Annotated in this window: 21 protein-coding genes; 14 read left to right on the top strand and 7 right to left on the bottom strand. The window is 41.8% G+C overall.

Annotated elements, in window-relative coordinates; translation table 11 throughout:
• Positions 1-43: 43 nt before the first annotated feature.
• The 4 genes from V7K73_RS12915 to V7K73_RS12900 form a co-directional block, all read right to left on the bottom strand.
• The gene (locus V7K73_RS12915) at positions 44-409 is read right to left on the bottom strand and encodes a hypothetical protein (RefSeq protein ID WP_334880491.1); all 366 of its coding nucleotides are present in this window, start codon (positions 407-409) and stop codon (positions 44-46) included.
• A 62-nt stretch (positions 410-471) separates the two neighbouring features.
• Positions 472-1,641: a zinc-dependent alcohol dehydrogenase gene (locus V7K73_RS12910; protein ID WP_334880489.1), complete on the bottom strand. Its 1,170-nt coding sequence runs from the start codon at positions 1,639-1,641 to the stop codon at positions 472-474.
• Between the two features lie 93 nt (positions 1,642-1,734).
• Positions 1,735-2,433 carry an SRPBCC family protein gene (locus V7K73_RS12905; RefSeq protein WP_334880487.1) on the bottom strand — a complete coding sequence of 233 codons (699 nt, stop codon included), beginning with the start codon at positions 2,431-2,433 and terminating at the stop codon, positions 1,735-1,737.
• Between the two features lie 97 nt (positions 2,434-2,530).
• Positions 2,531-3,628: a DJ-1/PfpI/YhbO family deglycase/protease gene (locus tag V7K73_RS12900; protein ID WP_334880485.1), complete on the bottom strand. Its 1,098-nt coding sequence runs from the start codon at positions 3,626-3,628 to the stop codon at positions 2,531-2,533.
• 389 nt (positions 3,629-4,017) lie between these two features.
• Between V7K73_RS12900 and V7K73_RS12895 the strand changes: the two genes are divergently transcribed.
• The 3 genes from V7K73_RS12895 (at position 4,018) to V7K73_RS12885 (ending at position 6,494) form a co-directional block, all read left to right on the top strand.
• The gene (locus V7K73_RS12895; protein WP_334880483.1) at positions 4,018-4,416 is read left to right on the top strand and encodes a DUF6335 family protein; all 399 of its coding nucleotides are present in this window, start codon (positions 4,018-4,020) and stop codon (positions 4,414-4,416) included.
• 606 nt (positions 4,417-5,022) lie between these two features.
• Entirely contained in the window at positions 5,023-5,514 is a 492-nt protein-coding gene (locus tag V7K73_RS12890) for an orange carotenoid protein N-terminal domain-containing protein (RefSeq protein ID WP_334880481.1), read from the top strand.
• A gap of 530 nt (positions 5,515-6,044) precedes the next feature.
• Entirely contained in the window at positions 6,045-6,494 is a 450-nt protein-coding gene (locus V7K73_RS12885) for an orange carotenoid protein N-terminal domain-containing protein (protein WP_334880479.1), read from the top strand.
• 408 nt (positions 6,495-6,902) lie between these two features.
• On the opposite strand, the gene shc is transcribed toward V7K73_RS12885, so the two are convergent.
• Entirely contained in the window at positions 6,903-8,819 is a 1,917-nt protein-coding gene (gene shc / locus V7K73_RS12880; protein ID WP_334880477.1) for a squalene--hopene cyclase, read from the bottom strand.
• A 119-nt stretch (positions 8,820-8,938) separates the two neighbouring features.
• On the opposite strand from shc, the gene V7K73_RS12875 reads away from it, so the two are divergent.
• The 3 genes from V7K73_RS12875 to V7K73_RS12865 all read left to right on the top strand — a co-directional run bounded on the left by V7K73_RS12875 (position 8,939) and on the right by V7K73_RS12865 (position 11,048).
• Positions 8,939-10,159, top strand: a complete 1,221-nt coding sequence (locus V7K73_RS12875; protein ID WP_334880475.1) for a glycosyltransferase — start codon at positions 8,939-8,941, stop codon at positions 10,157-10,159.
• A gap of 80 nt (positions 10,160-10,239) precedes the next feature.
• On the top strand, positions 10,240-10,476 hold the full coding sequence (locus tag V7K73_RS12870) for a hypothetical protein (RefSeq protein WP_334880473.1): 237 nt from the start codon (positions 10,240-10,242) through the stop codon (positions 10,474-10,476).
• Positions 10,473-11,048, top strand: coding sequence for a nucleotidyl transferase AbiEii/AbiGii toxin family protein (locus V7K73_RS12865; protein WP_334880471.1), 576 nt, complete (start codon positions 10,473-10,475; stop codon positions 11,046-11,048). Before V7K73_RS12870 ends, V7K73_RS12865 begins: the two co-directional genes overlap by 4 nt.
• Before the next feature lie 238 nt (positions 11,049-11,286).
• Here the strand turns inward: V7K73_RS12865 and V7K73_RS12860 are convergent, their stop codons facing one another.
• Positions 11,287-11,637, bottom strand: a complete 351-nt coding sequence (locus V7K73_RS12860) for an ArsR/SmtB family transcription factor (RefSeq protein WP_334880470.1) — start codon at positions 11,635-11,637, stop codon at positions 11,287-11,289.
• Positions 11,638-11,718: 81 nt separating this feature from the next.
• Here V7K73_RS12860 and trxA point away from each other — a divergent pair, with 81 nt between their 5' ends.
• The 6 genes from trxA (at position 11,719) to V7K73_RS12830 (ending at position 16,298) form a co-directional block, all read left to right on the top strand.
• A complete protein-coding gene (gene trxA, locus V7K73_RS12855) occupies positions 11,719-12,042 on the top strand; it encodes a thioredoxin (RefSeq protein WP_334880469.1) in 324 nt (107 codons plus the stop codon).
• Positions 12,043-12,235: 193 nt separating this feature from the next.
• Positions 12,236-12,442 carry an SDR family NAD(P)-dependent oxidoreductase gene (locus V7K73_RS12850; RefSeq protein ID WP_442936759.1) on the top strand — a complete coding sequence of 69 codons (207 nt, stop codon included), beginning with the start codon at positions 12,236-12,238 and terminating at the stop codon, positions 12,440-12,442.
• A gap of 105 nt (positions 12,443-12,547) precedes the next feature.
• Positions 12,548-13,660 carry an alkene reductase gene (locus V7K73_RS12845; protein ID WP_334880466.1) on the top strand — a complete coding sequence of 371 codons (1,113 nt, stop codon included), beginning with the start codon at positions 12,548-12,550 and terminating at the stop codon, positions 13,658-13,660.
• Between the two features lie 260 nt (positions 13,661-13,920).
• Positions 13,921-14,586 carry a nitroreductase family protein gene (locus V7K73_RS12840; protein WP_334880464.1) on the top strand — a complete coding sequence of 222 codons (666 nt, stop codon included), beginning with the start codon at positions 13,921-13,923 and terminating at the stop codon, positions 14,584-14,586.
• Positions 14,587-14,806: 220 nt separating this feature from the next.
• Positions 14,807-15,496 (top strand): SDR family NAD(P)-dependent oxidoreductase, encoded by a 690-nt coding sequence (locus tag V7K73_RS12835; RefSeq protein WP_334880463.1) that lies wholly within the window; start codon positions 14,807-14,809, stop codon positions 15,494-15,496.
• Positions 15,497-15,530: 34 nt separating this feature from the next.
• Positions 15,531-16,298: a class I SAM-dependent methyltransferase gene (locus V7K73_RS12830; RefSeq protein ID WP_334880461.1), complete on the top strand. Its 768-nt coding sequence runs from the start codon at positions 15,531-15,533 to the stop codon at positions 16,296-16,298.
• A gap of 103 nt (positions 16,299-16,401) precedes the next feature.
• Here V7K73_RS12830 and V7K73_RS12825 read toward each other — a convergent pair whose 3' ends face one another.
• Positions 16,402-17,367: a class I SAM-dependent methyltransferase gene (locus tag V7K73_RS12825; protein ID WP_334880459.1), complete on the bottom strand. Its 966-nt coding sequence runs from the start codon at positions 17,365-17,367 to the stop codon at positions 16,402-16,404.
• Positions 17,368-17,634: 267 nt separating this feature from the next.
• Here V7K73_RS12825 and V7K73_RS12820 point away from each other — a divergent pair, with 267 nt between their 5' ends.
• The gene (locus tag V7K73_RS12820; protein WP_334880457.1) at positions 17,635-18,333 is read left to right on the top strand and encodes a glutathione binding-like protein; all 699 of its coding nucleotides are present in this window, start codon (positions 17,635-17,637) and stop codon (positions 18,331-18,333) included.
• Between the two features lie 341 nt (positions 18,334-18,674).
• Positions 18,675-19,523, top strand: a complete 849-nt coding sequence (locus V7K73_RS12815; protein ID WP_334880455.1) for a lysophospholipid acyltransferase family protein — start codon at positions 18,675-18,677, stop codon at positions 19,521-19,523.
• Positions 19,524-20,279: the final 756 nt, after the last annotated feature.

Here is a 20,279-nt window from a genome sequence, read left to right as displayed (position 1 = left end):
CGAGCGAGTGATGATTATTTGCGCCTACTTACTTATCTTTTAGTTATTTGCTAGGAGGAGTTCGGTAATAACCTTCTTTAGTTTCAGTCAGCTTAACTTTGTCTCCAATTGTATTTTTTGTAGACTTCAGAAACTCTTTTGTAGATCGAGGAGTTTCTTCATCCAAGTTTAACTTCTCGCGGATAGTATCAGCAGCGCTTTTTAATTTATTGCCAGTCTTTTCTAACTGGTTATTGTTTTGCCCGTCTGGGATTCCTTTATAATAAGTACCTTCTGGAGTTTGAACATCAGCTTGTGCTACGCTAACGTCGCTAAAAGCTTGACCTAACAAAAACATAAATCCTACCAGAAAGACTACAACGATTTGGGAAATGCGAATATTCCGCACCCAAGAAATTACTCGATTCATAAAAAACCTCAATTGCATTATGTTAGGTGTACAATTCAAAACTCTAAATGACTATTCACAACTCAGGGTTTAAGAACAACTTTGATGCAGTTATCCTTTTTTTGTTGAAAGATATTATAGGCGTGGGGTGCTTGTTCTAAAGGTAATTGATGGGTGACAACGAAGGATGGATCAAGTTTTCCATCCAAAATCATCTGCAATAACGAATGCATATATTTTTGTCCATGCATTTGTCCCATCCTAAAGGTTAGACCTTTATTAAAAGCTGCACCAAATGGTAGTTTGTCTACAAAACCACCATAAACACCCATGATTGAAAGAGTCCCGCCTTTACGACAGGCGACCATCATTTCCCGCAGAACGTGGGGACGGTCGGTTTCCAATCTGAGCTTTTGTTTTGTTTCGTCGTAGAAGCCTTCTAAACCAACACCGTGTGCTTCTAGACCAACAGCATCGATGCAAGCATCAGGGCCACGACCACCAGTCATCTCTTTCAACGCTTCGCCAGCATTAACTTCTTCGTAGTTAATCACTTCTGCTTTGGCAAACTTTTTCGCCATTTCCAGGCGTTCGGGGAAGCGATCGATACCGATCACTTTTTCGGCTCCCATCATGTAGGCGCTAATCATAGCAAATTGTCCAACAGCACCGCAACCCCAAACGGCTACGGTATCACCCGGTTGAATATCGCATAATTCTGCGCCCATGTAACCGGTGGGGATAGCATCGGAGATGAATAACAACATCTCATCCGGTAAGTCTGGCGGAACTTTGACGACACCCACATCAGCAAAGGGTACACGGATATATTCTGCTTGTGCGCCTGCATAACCCCCTAACATGTGGGAGTAACCATAAATAGCTGAGGTGATATTGCCAAATAATTTTTCTTGAATCCAACCGTTGGGATTGGAATTATCGCACAATGACCACATATCACCTTGGCAATAATGGCAATTACCACAGCCAATTGTGGAAGGAACAACAACGCGATCGCCTATTTTTAAATTATTGACTCCCTTACCAACTTCCACGACTTCTCCCATAAATTCGTGACCGATAATGTCACCCTTCTGCACTGTGGGAATATAGCCGCCATAGATATGTAAATCGGAGCCACAAATGGCTGTGGAAGTAATTTTAATAATTGCATCACGCGGGTTAAGAATTGTCGGATCTGGTACCGACTGTACCCGCACATCATTTGCACCGTTCCAGCAAACTGCTTTCATAGTTATTAGTCCTTAGTCATTGGTCATTAGTCATTGGTTATTAGTCATTGGTCATTTGCTTTAGACAAATGACAAAGGACAAAGAACAAATAACTAGCTGCGTCCCGAAGGCTGGCCTTCGGTGGTCGCAATTTCGCCTGCTTCCATTAGCATTTTGAAGCGGCGCAATTCATCACCAATTTGCTGTTCTGGTTCTTCACCAAAGAGTTTAGCTACTGTAGCTGCCAATGCTCCACCGGGGGGATTATACTCCAAAACAACCTTAACTTCCGTGCCGCGATCGCCTGGTGCTTTTTTGAAGCGAACAAAACCAGAATTATCAACATCCGCACCTTCTACAGAAGCCCAAGAAATAAATTCATTTTCCCGGTCTTCGAGAATATCTGCATCCCATTCTACAGTATTATCCAAGGGTGCATTAGCAATCCAATGAGAACGTTTTTCGTTATGCACCTTCACAGATTTGAGATGCTTCATAAATGTGGGCAAATTCTCAAAGTTGTGCCAAAAACGATACAATTCTTCTGCCGATTTATTAATTGTTACCGTCTTTTCAACTTTGATCGGTTGGTTTATCCCTATTGCTTCTTGTGCTTTCTGGATTGTGCTTTGCTTGGTTGCACCTTGATAAACCAAACCTCCACCTGCTAAAGCCGTCAGCGCTCCCCGCAATGAACCTTGCCTTAAACCCATCAGCACCATCGCCCCGCCACCAATGAGAGATGCCCAACGCTCTACTTCACTAGCTTCAGTCTGATTTGTACTTGATTTATCCCCTGATGTTGAAGTCACTTTTTTATATCTCCATCACAGTAAATTCACCATAGAGGCACAAATAGCCTCTTATTTCTTTGCGCCTCTGCCATAGCCGTCTACGTTCAAAAATACCTTACATTGACACAGCAGCCCCTGTAGTCGGCTTAGGAGGTTGAATCTGAGTACCTATCCGCGCCCGATATAAGTCTACCAATCGCTGTTCGTATTTCAATAAATCGTGGTAAATTTCTTTGAAAATAGCAGTTGCTACTGGGTCAGTGAACATTGCAGACAAATTGCCAATATCGCCGATACCAGTTTGCACATCACCTAAAGCAGAACGTAACTGATATATATCATCACTTCCGGTCAAGGCAGTTTTGACCTTGGCGTACTGATTGGCAATATTCGCAGCTATTGAGGTTTTTTCGCCTAATCGCTGAAGATAAGTTTCCAGTTTTTGAATGTGGCGCCCTTTATTAGCAATTATTTCTTGAAAGACTGAGTTAACTTCGCTATCTGATTCTTTTTGCAAGTAGTTTTCAAATGCTTCTTGCGAATAACGTTCACCAGCAAGGGCATTATTTAAACCTTTGGTTATCTCACCTTTAGTTGAGCCACCCCAAGCATCAGCCAGTTTCCACCATTCAGCACTTGTGTCTTTTTCATTTGGTAATGCCGCATCTTTGCCGCCATAACCCAAACGGCTTAATATAGCTGTGGTGAAAATTGGTAAGTCTCCGGGTTCACGGGATGTAATCAAATTTCCGTCAACTACCACAGGCTCATCTAGATATTTTGCGCCAGCGTTAATCATATCTTTGGCAATAGCGATAAAACCAGTGGCTTGTTTATCTTTGAGCAAGTCGCCTTCAATCAGAACTTGTGGCCCATGACAAACCGCAGCGACTAATTTTCCTTGTTGTATGGCTTCTTGGACAAAGCGGACTGTGTTGGTGTTGCGCCGCATTCTGTCGGGAGCCATCCCACCGGGAATTATCACTGCGTCGAATTCAGCTGAATTCGCTTCTGTGGTAGTACCATCAGCTTGGATGCTAAGTTTGCCGCGTTTACCTTTATATTTTTCATTCATTCGGGAACCAAGGACTACTACTTCAATTCCCGCTTGTTTTAGTCCATTATAAGGGACTGTAAATTCTGCATCCTCTACTGCCTGTTCAATAAGGATAGCAACTTTTTTATTATTTGAATGATTGTTCTGGTCAGTCATAGATTGTATTACCTGTTTTTTTCTAGTATTTAACTAGCTATATTTATCGATTAGAAGAGTTAAACAGCCCGGTTTCGTGATAAATTTTCTTTGAATTGCCTACTATGCAGAAACACTTAAATTTTTATTTTTGCTGGACAACAAAGAATAGTTATGAGTGAGAACCTGGCTACTGAATAATTTCGGTTTTATAGCTCTTAACTCATAACTAAAAACTTCAACTACAAGTTGCTTGACCATGAATTTATATTTACATGGTATGCGGCGATCGCTAGTTTAGCTTCGTTCCCAGGGGATAGATTATTTTATTACTAAAGCCATACATCTCTAGTTAGACAAGTTAGAGACAGAAAAAGGTTATTGTAAGAATGCACAAAAAGGCTAGTATCATGGCAGAAAAAAATCATAAAGACGAAATTGAAACCAATGATTTGCCACAGGAAATTACCGAATCCTACGGTACTGGTGTGAAAGACTTGCCGGGATACAATATTGGTGGTAGATCAATTCGAGCAGAAAGACAGGAGTACACAGAAACTAGTCCAGAACTGACTGGTGGCGATGTTGATGCTTATTGGCAAGATGCAGATGCGGTTGGAGATGAAGCTGTTGGTGGTAGTACTTCCACTCCCGATCAAAATGTAACCCAGGAGTTAGAAGCAGCAGTAGGGCTAGAAATGGATGATTCTGAGTTTCTGGATACTAACGATATTTTAGAGGAACGTGATGGCGATCGCTGGGAGTTAGATCCGAAATCTTCTGAAGATTATCAAGATCGGCGAGAATAAGCTTAATAAAAGTGTCACCGTTAATAAATTAAGGTCGCTGAATTGGGCAGTGCTTTTATAAGCACTGTCACAATAAAATTAACATCTATCTACCGAAATACCTCAGGGTAATACAATCCGCTTGGGTTAATGATAATTGTCAGGGCTATTTCATTCTATTTTTACGGTAAGTAGGTCGGCGATAAAAAACCAAACTATGTAACGAAAAGTAAAATCTCTGTATTTGGCTCGTAGTTGCGCTTTAGCGCTAAAGCGCAACTACAAACCAGTGATGATTATTTGGGCTGACTTACTTAGTTTTTACGAATCTTTTTGAGAAAAATAAGAATTTAAACCTGATATAAGTTGAGAACCGTAGTTTTTGCCCTCACCCTAAATCCCTCTCCCAAATCTGGGAGAGGGACTTTGAAATTCTGTGTTTTTGATATTGGGTTTTTATCTCACTGTAATCCTTCTAATGCAGGACTACAAGTTGCCCGATTTATGTTTAGTTTATAATTGTTCTTCTTTATGATTCTAATACATCTGTCTTCAGTAGGGTAAAAGGCTAAATGTACATTTGGTAACCTTGCTAATGAAATCAATTAATTGCAATTGGAGTTAATAATGACATTTACACAAACTGGCGATCCAACTATTCGTGAACATGTTCAAGCTTGGCAACAGTTGGGTGTGGATCAACAACTGGCTTTGTTTTGGTTCATTTACAAAGAAATGGGTAAGTCAATTACCCCAGCTGCTCCTGGTGCTAGCACTGTTTCCCCAGAAATCGCTGAAGGTTTGTTTAATCAAGTTAAGGAATTATCTCACGAACAACAATTACAAGTTCAGCGTGACTTGATTAATAAAGTAGATACCGTAATTTCTCGTGAATATGGTTCTTTGGGTGATACCACTAAGCTACTATTTTGGTATCGATTATCTCAAGGTATGGATGATGGTACTATCATTCCTATACCTTCTGACTATCAACTCCCCTCAGAATGTCAACAGTTGTTTGGCAAAATTCAAGGATTAGAGTTTGAGCAACAGATTACTCTTTTCCGTGATTATGTTTCGCCAATGGGTGCCGAAGCAAAAGCAGGTGCTGAAATTTAGCACTTTTAAAGTTTTTAGGTAAGAATGTCAGAATCCAGAAGTCAGAATTAAGAAGACTTTGATATCCAAACTTAATAATTTTAATAAAATCAAGAAGTTATTGTCCGCTTGATTTTACAATTATTCTGGCTGCTAAATGCTGAATTCTTACCATTTTTTATGATAAATAAACACAGAGTAAAAACTAAAACTCTTACTCTGTGTTCATCTATGTCTTTAGCCAGTTGCGCTCTCCAGTCGTAATGCCCTTTGTTTTGTATTTAATACATTAAAAGTAATTATATTTGATTTAATCTATCTTTTTGTTAAATATGCTAATTTTATTATATAATTACTCTTTTAGGTAAGTAGGTAGGCGTGATTAAATATAAGATAAAACCTCACCCTGCCTCCGGCTTCCCTCTCCTTATTAAGGAGAGGGATTGAGGGTGAGGTTTGATATTTAATTTGACCCACTTACTTAGTGTTTTGTTTAAAGTAAAATCAATATTTTTTTAGTTAATTAAGCAGTTAATTAGGTTGAGGTGTTTATGACTTCTACAAACGTCAATTTTTTAGAACAAAGTGTATCAAAATTTCAGAGTTTGGATACAGACGATCGCCTGACGGTTCTAGCGTTACTGTATACTGAAATTTCTGATGGAATTCCAGCGATCGCTCTCAATGATGTGTGTAACGAAAAAACTACAAATTTACTCGCACAAATTCAAAACCTACCCCAGCAGGAACAGGTTTTTGCTTTGCGTCAGTTGCTACACCAAGGCGAAGGAGGGGAAACAGCAATTCCTACTCAAGAGTATACTTCAATGAGCGCTGATGATAAATTGGCTTTTTGGTATCACCTCGCCCAAAATTTGGGAACTACAATTATCGGTGTACCAGATGACTATATACCCTCTGAAAAAGCTACAGAAGTAATAGATTTACTTCACACACCCAACATTGAGGATTTAGTGACTTTCTTCAAGCGGGTACTGTAAGAGTTTTGAGTTAAGAATCAAAGGTGAGGCTATGCCCATTGGTGTCAACTCAACGTATAAGCTAGATTTGGCGAACTTTCCAGGTTTGACCCTCACCCCCAACCCCTCTCCCAATTTTCGGAGAGGGGAGTAAATTATCGAGTTCACCGAATCCTAAGTTGGGATTTGGGGTTAGGGGATGAGGGCAAAACGTCCTCTCAAAGCAGATTTTTTCTTAAGTAAGTAAGGGCATGGCAGTGCTGGCGATATAATGTTGTACTGCATCTGAATGGGAACCGCTATATTTATACAAAACATATTTTTATAAGGCATAAATACGCAAAAAAATGTGTTTTTATATTAAATTTTCTAATAAAGGAATACGCAGTAGGGGCTAACAATTTTATGCCCCTACCACAGCAACAAATATTAACCTTTTTGAATCGCTGCTTGATAGCGACCTAAAGCGATTAAAGGAAAGTATTGTTGATACAGATGATACTTGAGATAAAAATGGCAGGGAAAGCCAGTACCTGTAAAGTCCGCCTCAAACCAAGTACCATCTGGCTGTTGAGTTGCTAGTAAATAGCCAATTCCCCGATCGATCGCAGAATGAACTAATTTACCAGTTGCTTCACCTGCTGCCAAGAGGCCAATTAAAGCCCAAGCAGTTTGAGATGCAGTACTATTTCCTTTTCCTTTAAGACTGGGGTCGTCGTAGCTGCGGCAAGTCTCACCCCAACCACCATCCGGGTTTTGACATCCAACTAACCAAGCTGCTCCTCGTTCTATACTGAGTTTATGCTTTTGAGGAGCAATTAAGGACAAAGCTGATAAAACGCTACTGGTGCCGTAGATATAATTTACACCCCAACGACCAAACCAACAGCCTTCGGTTTCTTGTTCGCTGTGAAGATAAGTAAGCGATCGCTCTAAATTATCACGATCAATTGACAAATCACAAGCACCCAGCATTTCTACGACTCTAGCCGTAACATCTGCGGTATTTGGATCGATCATCGCTTTCAAGTCGCCATAAGGGATGGAGTTGAGCCAATCTTGATCGTTGTCCAAATCAAAAGCAGCCCAGCCGCCTGGTTTACATTGCATAGATGCAATCCAGTTTAACGCCCGATCGATCGCAGCTTGCTTGATTTCTTCATTAGGGAGTTTCGCCAAATGTAAAGCCATCACCACCACAGCCGAGTCGTCTACATCGGGATAAAAGCGATTGTCAAACTCAAACGCCCAAGCCCCTGGTTTTCCCTGGCGATTTTTTACAGCCCAATCTCCGTAATCTAAAATTTGTTTTTCCAACAACCATTCTCCAGCCTTTACCACAGCCGGATGATCTGCTGCAAAACCAGATTCTACCAAAGCCCGCATCGCCCAAGCTGTATCCCAAACGGGTGAAACACAGGGTTGAACTCGGTAGCTATCCTCTGTTTCAATGGCAAAGTTATCAATTGCTTGCAAACCTCGTTCCACAATGGGGTCGCTTCGGTGATAATCTAGACACCGCAAAGCCAACATTGAATTCAACATCGCCGGAATAATCCCGCCCCAGTCACCTGTAGCTTCTTGGCGCTCTAAAATCCATTTTTCGGCGGCTTTGATGCCTTCTTCACGAAAGGGTACTAAATTCAGACTTTCTGCAAACTTGAACCCCCGATCGAGGGTGAGAAATAAATCAGTCCAATCGCCAGTTTGCGGTAATTCCCATCGGACTCGATCAACACCTTCAGCGTATAGCTCATCTAAGTTGATAGTTGGGTCAGTGATAAAAACAGGTTTGCGATCGCATACAATCAGTAATGGCACTGTGCTGGAACGCGCCCAACTAGACATCTCGTAGATATTAACTGGGAAAGCTTTTGGCAACAGCATCACCCAAGCTGGTAGCGAGGGAATACCGCGCCAGTTGTAGCAGCCAATCAAGGCTAGGTGCAACTTGGTAAAAATTCGAGTTTTGCTGATCCCACCCCGTTGGAGAATAAAGGCTTTTGCCCGAATCATCGCCGGATCGTTTGCTGGTACACCTAGCAGCCTTAACGCCATGTAAGCTTCAACCGAGGTGCTAAGTTCTCCACCATCACCATAATAAAGTTCCCAACCGCCATGCTGGCGTTGCTCTTGACGCAGGTAGGCTGCAACTTTGTCTAAAGGTCTGGTTTGGTCTGTTCCCCAAATCTTATGCAAAAGAACGACTTCAGCAGTGATGGTGACATTAGATTGTAACTCTGCCCACCAGTAACCTACGGGATTTTGAATCGATTGCAAATATTGTTGACTGGCTCCGATCGCCTCTGCAATTTGATTGACTTTTACCCTGTCTTGTGTTTGCATCAAATCCTATTTAACCTCAACACCCAACACTAGTTATGAATACGGCAATATGAAAAATTTTTTTCTCTATTCAGTAGACATAGTATTCTGTCTGAGTCAGTGATAATTTGCAATAGCTCATGGATGTAATTGTATTAGGATTGATGCTGTTATCCTTGACAATTTGGTTAGGATTAGTGGGTTTTTGGGGACAGTTTTGGCGAGTAGACCAGCAATTAGAGGTTACAGAAACTCAGCTACAATCGTTACCTGTGGTTTGTGCCATCGTTCCAGCCCGTAACGAAGCCCAATTGCTACCTACCACACTGCGATCGCTCCTACTTCAAGATTATCCTGGTTCTTTCAACGTGTTTTTGGTAGACGATCGCAGCACAGACCAAACAGCAAATTTTGCCGAAGGAGTTGCACACGCTATAGCTAAACCTCAGCAATTGCATATTATCTCAGGTGAATTACTGCCGAATGGTTGGTCGGGTAAACTTTGGGCAGTAGAGCAAGGTATAATGAGTGCTAGTAAATTTGCACCTGACTATTTTTTTCTGACCGATGCAGATATCGCCCACGATCCTGGTAATCTGAGCCGACTGGTTGCGAAAGCTGTCCAAGAAGATTTAGATATGGTTTCGGTAATGGTGCGACTCAGATGTGAAAGCTTTTGGGAAAAACTTTTAATTCCAGCTTTCGTCTTTTTCTTTCAAAAACTCTATCCCTTTCGCTGGGTAAATAATCCCAACAATCCCACCGCCGCAGCCGCAGGAGGATCTATTTTAATCGCCCGTGAAGCTTTAGAGCGAATCGGGGGTATTCAAGTAATTCGCCAAGCTTTAATTGACGATTGCGCCCTTGCTAAGGCTGTTAAGCAGAAGAAAAAAGCAGACCAACAGGGCAAAAATAACCAAAGCCCAATACCCAATCAAGGGCGTATCTGGCTAGGATTGAGTACCTTAACTCATAGTTTGCGTCCCTATGATTCGCTGGCGACAATTTGGGATATGGTTGTTCGTACTGCCTATACCCAATTAAATTATTCTCCATTACTATTATTGGGAACTTTAGCGGGAATGATCTTGATTTATCTAGTTCCGGTTGTATGTGTAATTCTAGGTGTAGTTTGGGGTAATTGGGCGATCGCACTTACAGGTTTATTAGGATGGCTGTTAATGACTTTCGCTTACTACCCGACAATCCGCTTTTATAAATGTTCTCTCTGGTTCGCTTTTAGTTTACCTGCGATCGCTTTTCTGTATACGCTGATGACTCTAGACTCAGCACTACGTCACTGGCAAGGGCGCGGCGGCGCTTGGAAAGGAAGAGTTTATCCCAACCCGGATAATTTATAGTTAGAATAAAATTGAATTTCAAAATCGTTAGTGCTAATCTAAAGTTAAAGTTAAGCCTAAAGTGGTTGATTAAAAGAGTTATGACAACCGCAACACCAACAATTAATCCTGTTCTTGTCCCCAAAAAACTGCCTTTTCTAGAGTCAATTTGTTGGCAGACCGCCGATGTATATCGCTTTACTTCAGAAGAAATGCTGAGTCGCTACGAGCGTGGTTGCCAATATCACAATCTATTTGATAATCTTGAGGGTGAAGAACTCAATTTCCTTCAGGAACTTGCCAGACGCTATAAGTCCTGGTTGCAAGTTTGTTTATGACCTTTAGGTTAGAACATCATAATCAAATTCTTACAGTTCTTGAATCCTTAGATTCTGACATACTTAGAAAGGGTTCTGCTTACTTCGGTGGTGGAACCCTTATTGCATTTGAGTTTGATGAATATCGCTGGAGTAAAGACGTTGATTTTATCGCTTCTGTCGGTACAGAAGGCTACAAATACCTGCGGACAGTGGTATTTGATGGTGGGCATGAAGCATTATTTAGTGATTTAAGTAAAATCCAAATTGGACGTAGCACAACTGACCAATATGGAATTCGGATGATAGTTTTTGTGGATGATATGCCAATTAAAACCGAAATTATTGCCGAAACTCGTTTTCAACTAGACCCACCAAGATATCTAAAGTGGTCACCCGTTCCCTGTTTAAGCTTCAATGACTGTTTTACCTCTAAGCTGTTGTCAAATTCTGACCGTTACGCAGATGATAGCGTTGAGGCAAGAGATTTAATCGATCTAGCAATTCTCAGGCTGCGATCGCCAATACCTCAAGCATCAATTGAGAAGGCTGAAAAAGCATATCAGGTTATGCGCCCTTTGAAAAGAGCGTAGGCGTAGCCCGTCGTAGACATCGCACTTTTTCAGGAAAGACCAAATTACAGGGAGAAATGCTTTCTCAGTCTGCAAGTCGATCAAGCTCAGATACCCAAAATTATCGACGGTATTGATTTACTCTCTATAGATTTAGGATTATCTCACACTCCAAGGACTTTTCGAGAACAACATGATATCTTTGCTGATTTAAAAACACAAATTGAAAAACAAAAAGATTCTTAAACAGACTATGCCCCTAAATCCTAAAAGCTGTTTGTTTAGTACTCGCGGGGTCAATAGGCAATGGTTGTGCGGCTTTCAATACTGCATCCAGCAACCCTGGAAACAGCACCTCTAAATCTTCACGCCGCAATATGTTAATGTGATGGGTGCCTTCTTTACGTGTCAAGACTATCCCCGACTCCCGCAAAATCTTAAAATGATTGGACATAGTAGACTTAGCGATCGCAAAATCAAAACTCGCACAGCATTGTTCCCCCTCAGTCGCCAGCCGCCGCACAATCTCTAGCCGCACTGGATCGCCCAATGCATACAGCACTCCCGCTAAAGAAATATTTTTTATATCTGGATGATAAAGAAATCTCATACTTGCATTATCTCATTAGGTGGCATATATTTTTATTATTCGATAATATCGAATTATAGAATTAATTAGGAAGGCAATTTTATGTCATCCATTACAAATGTCACAGAAGCCACATTCAAGCAAGAAGTATTGGAAAGTGAGATTCCGGTATTAGTAGACTTTTGGGCGCCGTGGTGCGGCCCTTGCCGGATGGTGGGGCCAGTCGTCGATGAAGTTGCTGCTGAATACGTTGGACAGGTGAAATTTGTGAAGCTGAACACAGATCAAAATCCTACTGTCGCCAGCCACTATGGTATTCGCAGCATTCCAACACTGATGGTTTTTAAGGGAGGTCGGCAAGTCGATACTGTCGTAGGGGCGGTTCCAAAAACCACCTTGAATAAGACCTTAGCACAGCATCTTTAATTTAACTGAAGGGGAGTAGGGAGTGGGGAGTGGGGATTGGGGAGAGACTTCTTGAATATTCTTTGTTCCCCTTGTCCCTCTAGAGTTCTGAGCGCCGACTTCCGGCGCTTAGACCTTTCTCCTTGTCCCCCTCCCATTCTCCCTAGTCCTCAATCCCAGATGATTCTGTTTCAACTAACGGGGAAAGAGCGAAATGGACTTGAAATTGCATGGTAAATCCGCGCTGGTGAGTGGCTCAACCGCAGGTATTGGTTTGGCGATCGCTCTTGGGTTAGCTCAAGAGGGTGCATCAGTGATTATCAACGGTCGATCTCAGGAACGAGTAACTGAAGCGATCGCTTCAACAACTAATGGTGCAGCTTTGCGGGTGGATGGTGGCGTTATTCGGTCGATTGTTTAATTTGGGCGGGAGTGAGGGAGATGAGGGGGATGAGGGAGCAGGGGAAGAATAACTATTGACCAATGACCAATGACAAATGACTAAAATAATTTGGAGATAAAACCAATGACTAGTGATATCAACTTATTCTCTCCTTACCAATTAGGGAATCTGGAACTACCTAACCGGATAGTAATGGCACCCTTAACTCGAAACAGGGCAGGTAAGGGAAATGTACCACACCAACTGAATGCTACCTACTACGCCCAACGTGCTTCTGCCGGACTGATTATAGCGGAAGCAACACAGGTAACTCCTGAAGGACAGGGCTATCCCGCTACACCAGGAATTCATTCACCAGAACAGGTGGAGGGATGGAAGTTAGTAACGGATGCCGTACATCAGCAGGGAGGGAGAATTTTTCTGCAACTATGGCATGTAGGCAGGGTTTCTCACCCAGACTTACAACCAAATGGAGCTTTACCTGTGGCACCTTCTGCCATTGCTGCTAAAGGTGATGCCGCAACTTATGAGGGGCCTAAACCCTTTGTGACTCCCCGTGCTTTAGAAACTTCGGAAATACCGCAGATAGTCGAACAATACCGTCAGGGAGCGGCAAATGCTCTAGCGGCTGGGTTTGATGGGGTAGAAATTCACGCAGCTAATGGTTATTTAATAGATCAATTTCTGCGCGATCGCACCAATCAACGTACAGATAACTATGGCGGTTCCATTGAGAATCGCGCCCGATTCCTGTTGGAGGTGACAGAGGCGGTAACTAGTGTGTGGGATTCTAACCGAGTCGGGGTACGTCTTTCTCCCAGTGGGACTTTTAACGATATAGGTGACTCCAATCCCCTGGAGACATTCGGTTATGCGGCTCAAGCGTTGAACCAATTTAATTTGGCATATCTGCATATTTTTGAGGCAACAGAGGCAGACATCAGACATGGCGGAACAATTGTACCTACTACTCATATACGCGATCGCTTTACAGGTACACTTATCGTCAATAGTGCTTATACTCGTGAAAAAGGCGATGCTGTACTGGCAAACAAAGCAGCAGATTTAGTTGCTTTTGGCACGTTATTTATATCAAACCCAGATTTACCCCGACGCTTGGCTTTGAATGCACCACTAAATGAAGCAAATCAAGCAACCTTTTATGGGGGCGGTAAAGAAGGATATACAGATTATCCATTTTGGTCGGCTGCTAATGAGCCGGTAGCTAAGGTGTAATTCGTAATTCGTAATTCGTAATTCGTAATTATGGTCTTATGACTGTTCCGTTGCGTATGGGGTAGGCAAGTTGTTTGTTTTGAAACAAGGAATAATTTTTATTTTTGTTTCGGGAATAAATAGATTTGCTTGTATCCTAATTACGTACAGCCCAAAGGGCCATGAAAACAGCGCAGTGGTAGCAAGTGTGCATTTGCTTTTAGCGTTTCGTAGAGAACTACGAATGATTTGGTCAAAACTATAACCATCAGGAGAATATCATGAGTTCTATCACCCAAACTCAAGCTTTAGATGTACCGAGTGCGATCGCTCAACGTCGTTCTATCAAAACTTTTAAAACAGACCCCATTGCCCCAGAACTACTCAAGCAACTGGTAGAGTTGACTGTGGCAGCGCCCAGCAGCTTTAATATCCAGGACTGGCAAATTATTCTCGTGCAAGATGAGGCGCAAAAGGCAGCACTATCAGCAGCATCGTGGAATCAACAGCAAATTGTCCAAGCACCTGTAACCTTCGTCTTTGCCGCCGATCCTAACTTAGGCGAAGGAGACTTAACTCCAATTTTTGAGCGGGCAACTGAAACTGGAGCATGGAATGAAGGTACGGTAAACTACTTTAAAACCGCCATCCCACAATTTCAAGCTGGGCTAGGCGACAAACGACGCGAATATGCGATCAAAGATGCGATCATTGCCGCTACTCATTTGGTGTTAGCAGCAGAAAGTTTGGGATTATCCACTTGTTTTATGAACGGTTGGATTGAGGATCAGGTAAAACAAGTGATTAATGCAGGGGATAATCCAGATTTAGCGATCGCTGTTTTAGTTCCTGTTGGCTATGCCGCAGAACCACGCTTAAATCCAGGTCGTTTGCCATTCTCTTCTAACGTCTCTGTAGACAGAATCGGTAATCCTTATGCAGGGTAGCTTTCTCTAAATTTGCAATGGGGCATGAGACATAAAACCTCACCCTATCTCCGGCTTCCCTCACCCTATCTCCGGCCTCCCTCACCCTATCTCCGGCTTCCCTCTCCTTAATAAGGAGAGGGATTGAGGGTGAGGTTTTACCTTAATCTATGAATGTCTTAATTGAATAGCACGCTTGTAAAGCTCTAAGCTAGGCGAATAAACGCTACATGTTGAAAATATGCCAACAACAGCTTTAATTGTCGGTGCAGGTAGTGGACTAAGCGCTTCTTTAGCCCGCCTATTTGCCAAAGAGGGATTCACCGTAGCATTAGCGGCTCGCCAAATTGAAAAACTTACTCAATTGAGCAGTGAAATTGGCGCAGTTAGTTTCGCTGCTGATGCTTCAAAGCCAGATGAAGTAGAACAGTTATTTATTGATATTGATAATAAAATTGGTTCCCCGAATATTGTCGTTTACAATCCCAGTTTCCGGGTGCGGGGGCCTCTTGTTGATCTAGACCCTGGTGAGGTGGCAAAAACCCTAGAGGTAACTGCTTATGGAGGCTTTCTCGTCGCCCAAGCTGCTACCAAAAGGTTTTTGCAACTTGGTGGCGGTGCTATCTTCTTTACTGGAGCCTCAGCGAGTGTCAAGGGTTATGCTCAGTCTGCTCCCTTTGCAATGGGTAAATTTGCACTGCGCGGTTTGGCTCACAGTATTGCTAGAGAATTAGCACCAAAAAATATCCATGTGGCGCATTTCGTAATTGATGGTGTAATCCGTTCAGCAGTGAGCCAAAATCCAGCAGATAATCCTGATAGTACTCTTGACCCGGATGCGATCGCCCAAACTTATCTCAGTATTTTACGTCAACCCCGCAGTGCTTGGACTTATGAAGTAGAACTACGTCCCTGGGTAGAGAACTTTTAGCCAAGACAATTGTTACAAGAATAGTTTTGCAGGTATGAATATTGATTTTGGTGCAACTGCTGTTGATTATGCAAAACACCGCGCTGGCTTTCCGAGTTCATTATTTAATAAACTGTCTGAATATGGTATAGGTTTACCAGGGCAGAATATTGTTGACCTTGGTACAGGAACAGGAACACTAGCGCGGGGGTTTGCGGATAGAGGTGCTTATGTAATTGGCATAGATCCATCAGCATCACTTTTAGAACAAGCGAGACTGTTAAGCGAATCTATCGAACTCAAAGTAGATTATCGAGTCGCAAGTGCCGAGAATACTGAGTTACCAAACGCAAGTGCGGATGTGGTGACAGCAGGACAGTGTTGGCATTGGTTTGATCGTCCCCAGGCCGTCCAAGAAATTACTCGGATATTAAGAAGAAATGGCTCAATTGCGATCGCACATTTTGATTGGATACCTTTAAAAGGTAATGTAGTTCAAGCAACAGAACAACTGATCAAGGCTCATAATCCAGTGTGGAATTTAGACGGCGGTAATGGAATGTATCCTTTGTGGTTACAAGACATTGGCGAAGCAGGATTCCGAGAAATCCGCACATTTTCTTACGATGTCTTTGTCTCTTATACACACGAAGCTTGGCGGGGACGAATTCGTGCTAGTGCAGGCGTGGGAGCCAGTATGACACCTGAAAAAGTAGAAGTATTTGACCAAGAATTGGCAACATTACTCGAAGCAAGATATTCTACACCAATTCTTCAGGTTCACCATAGAGTTTGGGCTGCGATCGCCAAATCACCCCTATGAAAAGCTCTAGTTTCATCCAAAAAAAGCCATTACTAGCGGTTGGCTATGTGTTGCTAGTGATGGCTTATTTGCAGTAAATAGACGAATACTGCAATTGTTAAAGCTAGTCGTTCTTGATAGGTTTGATTCTAGCGATCGCTTGTAGTAACATTTTTGGCAGCCAAAAAAGATAAAAATATACTTGTTTTGCCTGACTATAAAGCGAGAATAACTTTCTTTCACTCAAAAAAGTATATGGTCTAACTGCTCTGAGAATTTCTGCAAATTTATCTTCCGTCGCAGTTTTAACTGAACCACTTACAGAATAACCTTGTAAATGTGGAGGTAAAGGCCAGTTAATTTTAGGATCTGGCTGATGTATTACAGGCTCAACATTTCCCCGCCATGCAACTCCCATAATTTGCATAGTTTGATAGACCATTATCTTCCATCCTTTCTCTTTTAAGTAGTCCAAACCTTGTCCTACGTCGGGAGAAGCCAAATCATGAAATAAAATTAAAGCATCTGCTTCTGCAAACTGTTCGCAAATAATTGTATCATTCAGCGGTGCTGGTGCTTCATGATTACCATCTATAAATATCAATGACCATTTCCGTTGAAATTTATTTGCTATCTCTTCTACTTTTTCAGGGCTACATCCTGCTATTAGATTCACACATTCTTTAACGCCTGCCGACTTTAGTGAATCTGTGACGCTCTCATTAAATAATTGTTCAGATAGCATCGGATCGATTACATCTAGCTCTACTCCTCCTAGAGCCAAATGGCAAGCTGACCAACCCATCCAGCAACCTATTTCTAAAGCTTTTTTTTCCTTAAATTTTAAGGCTGTATTGTATAAAATATGAGCTTCATCTCTGCTGACAAATCCTACATTTTGCCGTCGCTTATCCACGTACCAGTTATGAGTAATATTCCGCCGCAAGTAAAGCCAAAAAGAATCATATTTATTCCCTAAAATTATATTGGGAAAATATGAATCTGGCCAGATAGTGGAAAATTCTGGCGAAACATAATCTCCTTTTGGCAATAAGTTACCTTCAATTAATTTTACTGTTTTTTGACTCATATTTTTTTAAGCATCTTGTCTTTTTTTGTAATGCCGTCAGCAGTAATAGCCCAGGACAATAGTCCAGTATGGGGCTGTAGCTCCATTACTGGCAGCAATTTTCCATCTTACCTCTAGGGCAATACTTTGTGGTATATAGTGCTAAAATAATTTGCTATATAAACATTTTCGCAGTTCTCGCTTTTTTTCAGATTTTGTGATAAATGCGAAAGAGATGTCCGCATCATTCACTTAAAAAACAATCGCACAGTTTTAGGAAAAATAACCATGATTGATCTTTATTATTGGACAACTCCAAACGGTCATAAAATTACGATTTTCTTAGAAGAAGTCGGTTTGCAATATACCATAATTCCTGTGAATATTGGGGCTGGGGATCAATTTAAACCGGAATTTCTGAATATTTCTCCTAACAATCGCATACCAGCGATCGTTGACCACGAACCAGCAGATGCAGGTGCGCCGATTTCGGTATTTGAGTCTGGTGCAATCTTGCTATATTTGGCAGAAAAAACCGGGAAATTAATCCCCCAAGATTTACGTAATCGCACTAAAGTTTTAGAATGGTTATTCTGGCAAATGGCAGGGCTGGGGCCAATGGCGGGACAAAATCATCATTTTAGCGCCTATGCTCCTGAAAAAATTGAGTATGCGATTAACCGCTATGTGAATGAGACGGGACGCTTATATGCAGTGCTGAATAAGCAACTAGCAGATAGAGAATTTTTGGCTGGCGATTATTCTATCGCTGATATTGCTGCCTATCCCTGGATTGTACCTCATGAACGCCAAAGTCAGAATCTAGAGGATTTTCCTCACGTCAAGCGGTGGTTTGAGGCAATTAAAGCCCGTCCGGCAACAATTCGCGCTTACGAGAAAGCAGAAGCACTGAAAACTCAAGCGCTTGATCCAGATAAGTCACGAGATTTGTTATTTAACCAGTCGGCGAAGACTATTCAAGCTTGAGCCTTTGGAATTGTCTTGTGACTGTGGCGATCGGGTTTATGCTCAGTGGTTTTGGATTGGGTGGACTAATTTAGAGTCGCTCAGTTAAATAGTTAGTCAGGCGACAGGGTGAAATTGGTTTAATGGGGATAGGAGGGGGCTTGATGTGTATTAGCTTATGAGCGCGATCGCTCTGCTCTCTATTTGGTTAGTCAATCAGAAGCAAGTCGTACCTAACTAAAACTTTTATATAAGTAGGTGGACATAATTAAACGTAAAATGCTAAGCAGTGAAATCATCTTGGTGAGAAGCTTTTAGCTCCTGGATTGTTTGACCTTTACCAATCCTCTTAGAATCCATCAATGTCAAAAAAGCAACATTTCATAAATAAAAAACCCGGTTGGTCTTTGGATGAGCGAGATCCAAAGTTCATAGAATCTCTGATGCCTCTATTTAGCTTTTTGTATAACTACTATTTCCGAGTTCAAACTAGTGGCTGGGATAATATTCCACCTCAAGAAAAAGTCCTATTTGTCGGTTCGCATAATGGAGGACTTGCAGCCCCAGATATGACAATGATGATGTACGACTGGTTCCGACGATTTGGTGTCGAGCAACCGGTTTATGGTTTGATGCATCCCAAAGTTTGGCAGGTTAGCCCGCCACTAGCGCAACTGGTTGCTAAGGCTGGAGCAATCATCGCTCATCCGAGAATGGCTTACGCTGCTTTGCGGTCTGGAGCGAGTCTGCTAGTTTATCCAGGTGGAGCCGAAGATCTCTTCCGACCGCATTATTTACGTAACAAAATTTACCTGGCGGGGCGGCAGGGATTTATCAAGTTAGCATTGCGAGAAAATGTGCCGATTGTGCCTGTGATTTCTTGGGGCGCTCACGATACGCTGATTATACTAACTGACTGCTATAAAATTGTGCAGCAACTCCACGAATGGGGGATGCCTTGGCTGTTGGGGATTGATCCAGAAGTTTTTCCGATCTATCTCGGACTACCTTGGGGATTAGCAATTGGCCCGTTACCCAACATTCCATTTCCTGTGTCCATGTACACGCGGGTTTGTCCGCCAATTGTATTTCAACGCTACGGACTTGAAGCAGCCAGCGATCGCTACTATGTCAATGAATGTTATGAATTAGTTGTTACTCAGATGCAGCAAGAGTTAGATCGCTTAATCAACCTAGCTGCTAAATCGTAAAGCTATTAAGTAGAATTAGCACGTCCAACTTTTAAACAGTTTTATTCCAGACAACTAAGGACAGCACGAAAATTATCTTGCCAACGGTGACAAGCGCAAAAATTGTTGACTGCATTTTCCAATGAATTGGACTACACCACTCGCCATTATTTGAAAAGTGATCCATAAAGCACTACGGACAAGCAAACTACGCGCAGCGTCTCGTAGATAAGCAACTTAACTGTTAGTTGGCGCTTGATAAAAGTTTTAAATCCTTACACAACAGATATTTCAAAAGGTATAACGATTATGTGCTGAAAGAGCAAAAGATATTTCAACTATTTGTAACCATCATTTATCTCTTACTGAAAATAGTTTAAATTCAGAACTGACAGGCGCTTTCAAACTTAATTCCGGTTTTTGCAAGGATCTTAGCTCAATACTAATACCTGCTAAAGTAATTGAAGATGTTCAGTTTTGCTGTGTCACTTTATAGTACTATTGATTTAAACCACATTTACCTTAAAAACCGTAGTTTTGTGAAATTAAGATAAAGCTCAAAATTCAAGCCAGGACTGAATAACATTCGATTCTACAAAATCCAGGTTTCATGCCAAATTGACGGGGTTTAGACGCATTTGATTCTGTATATAATCCAATTAAAAATAAACGTTCATTTGGATAATAAGTAGGTAGGCAAGATAAAACCAAACTATGTAACGAAAAGTAAAATCTCTGTATTTGGCTCGTAGTTGCGCTTTAGCGCATCTTTATCCG

It is taken from the genome of Nostoc sp., assembly GCF_036916975.1.
Classification (GTDB): Bacteria; Cyanobacteriota; Cyanobacteriia; order Cyanobacteriales; family Nostocaceae; genus Nostoc.
This window is presented reverse-complemented; position numbering and strand designations above follow the sequence as displayed.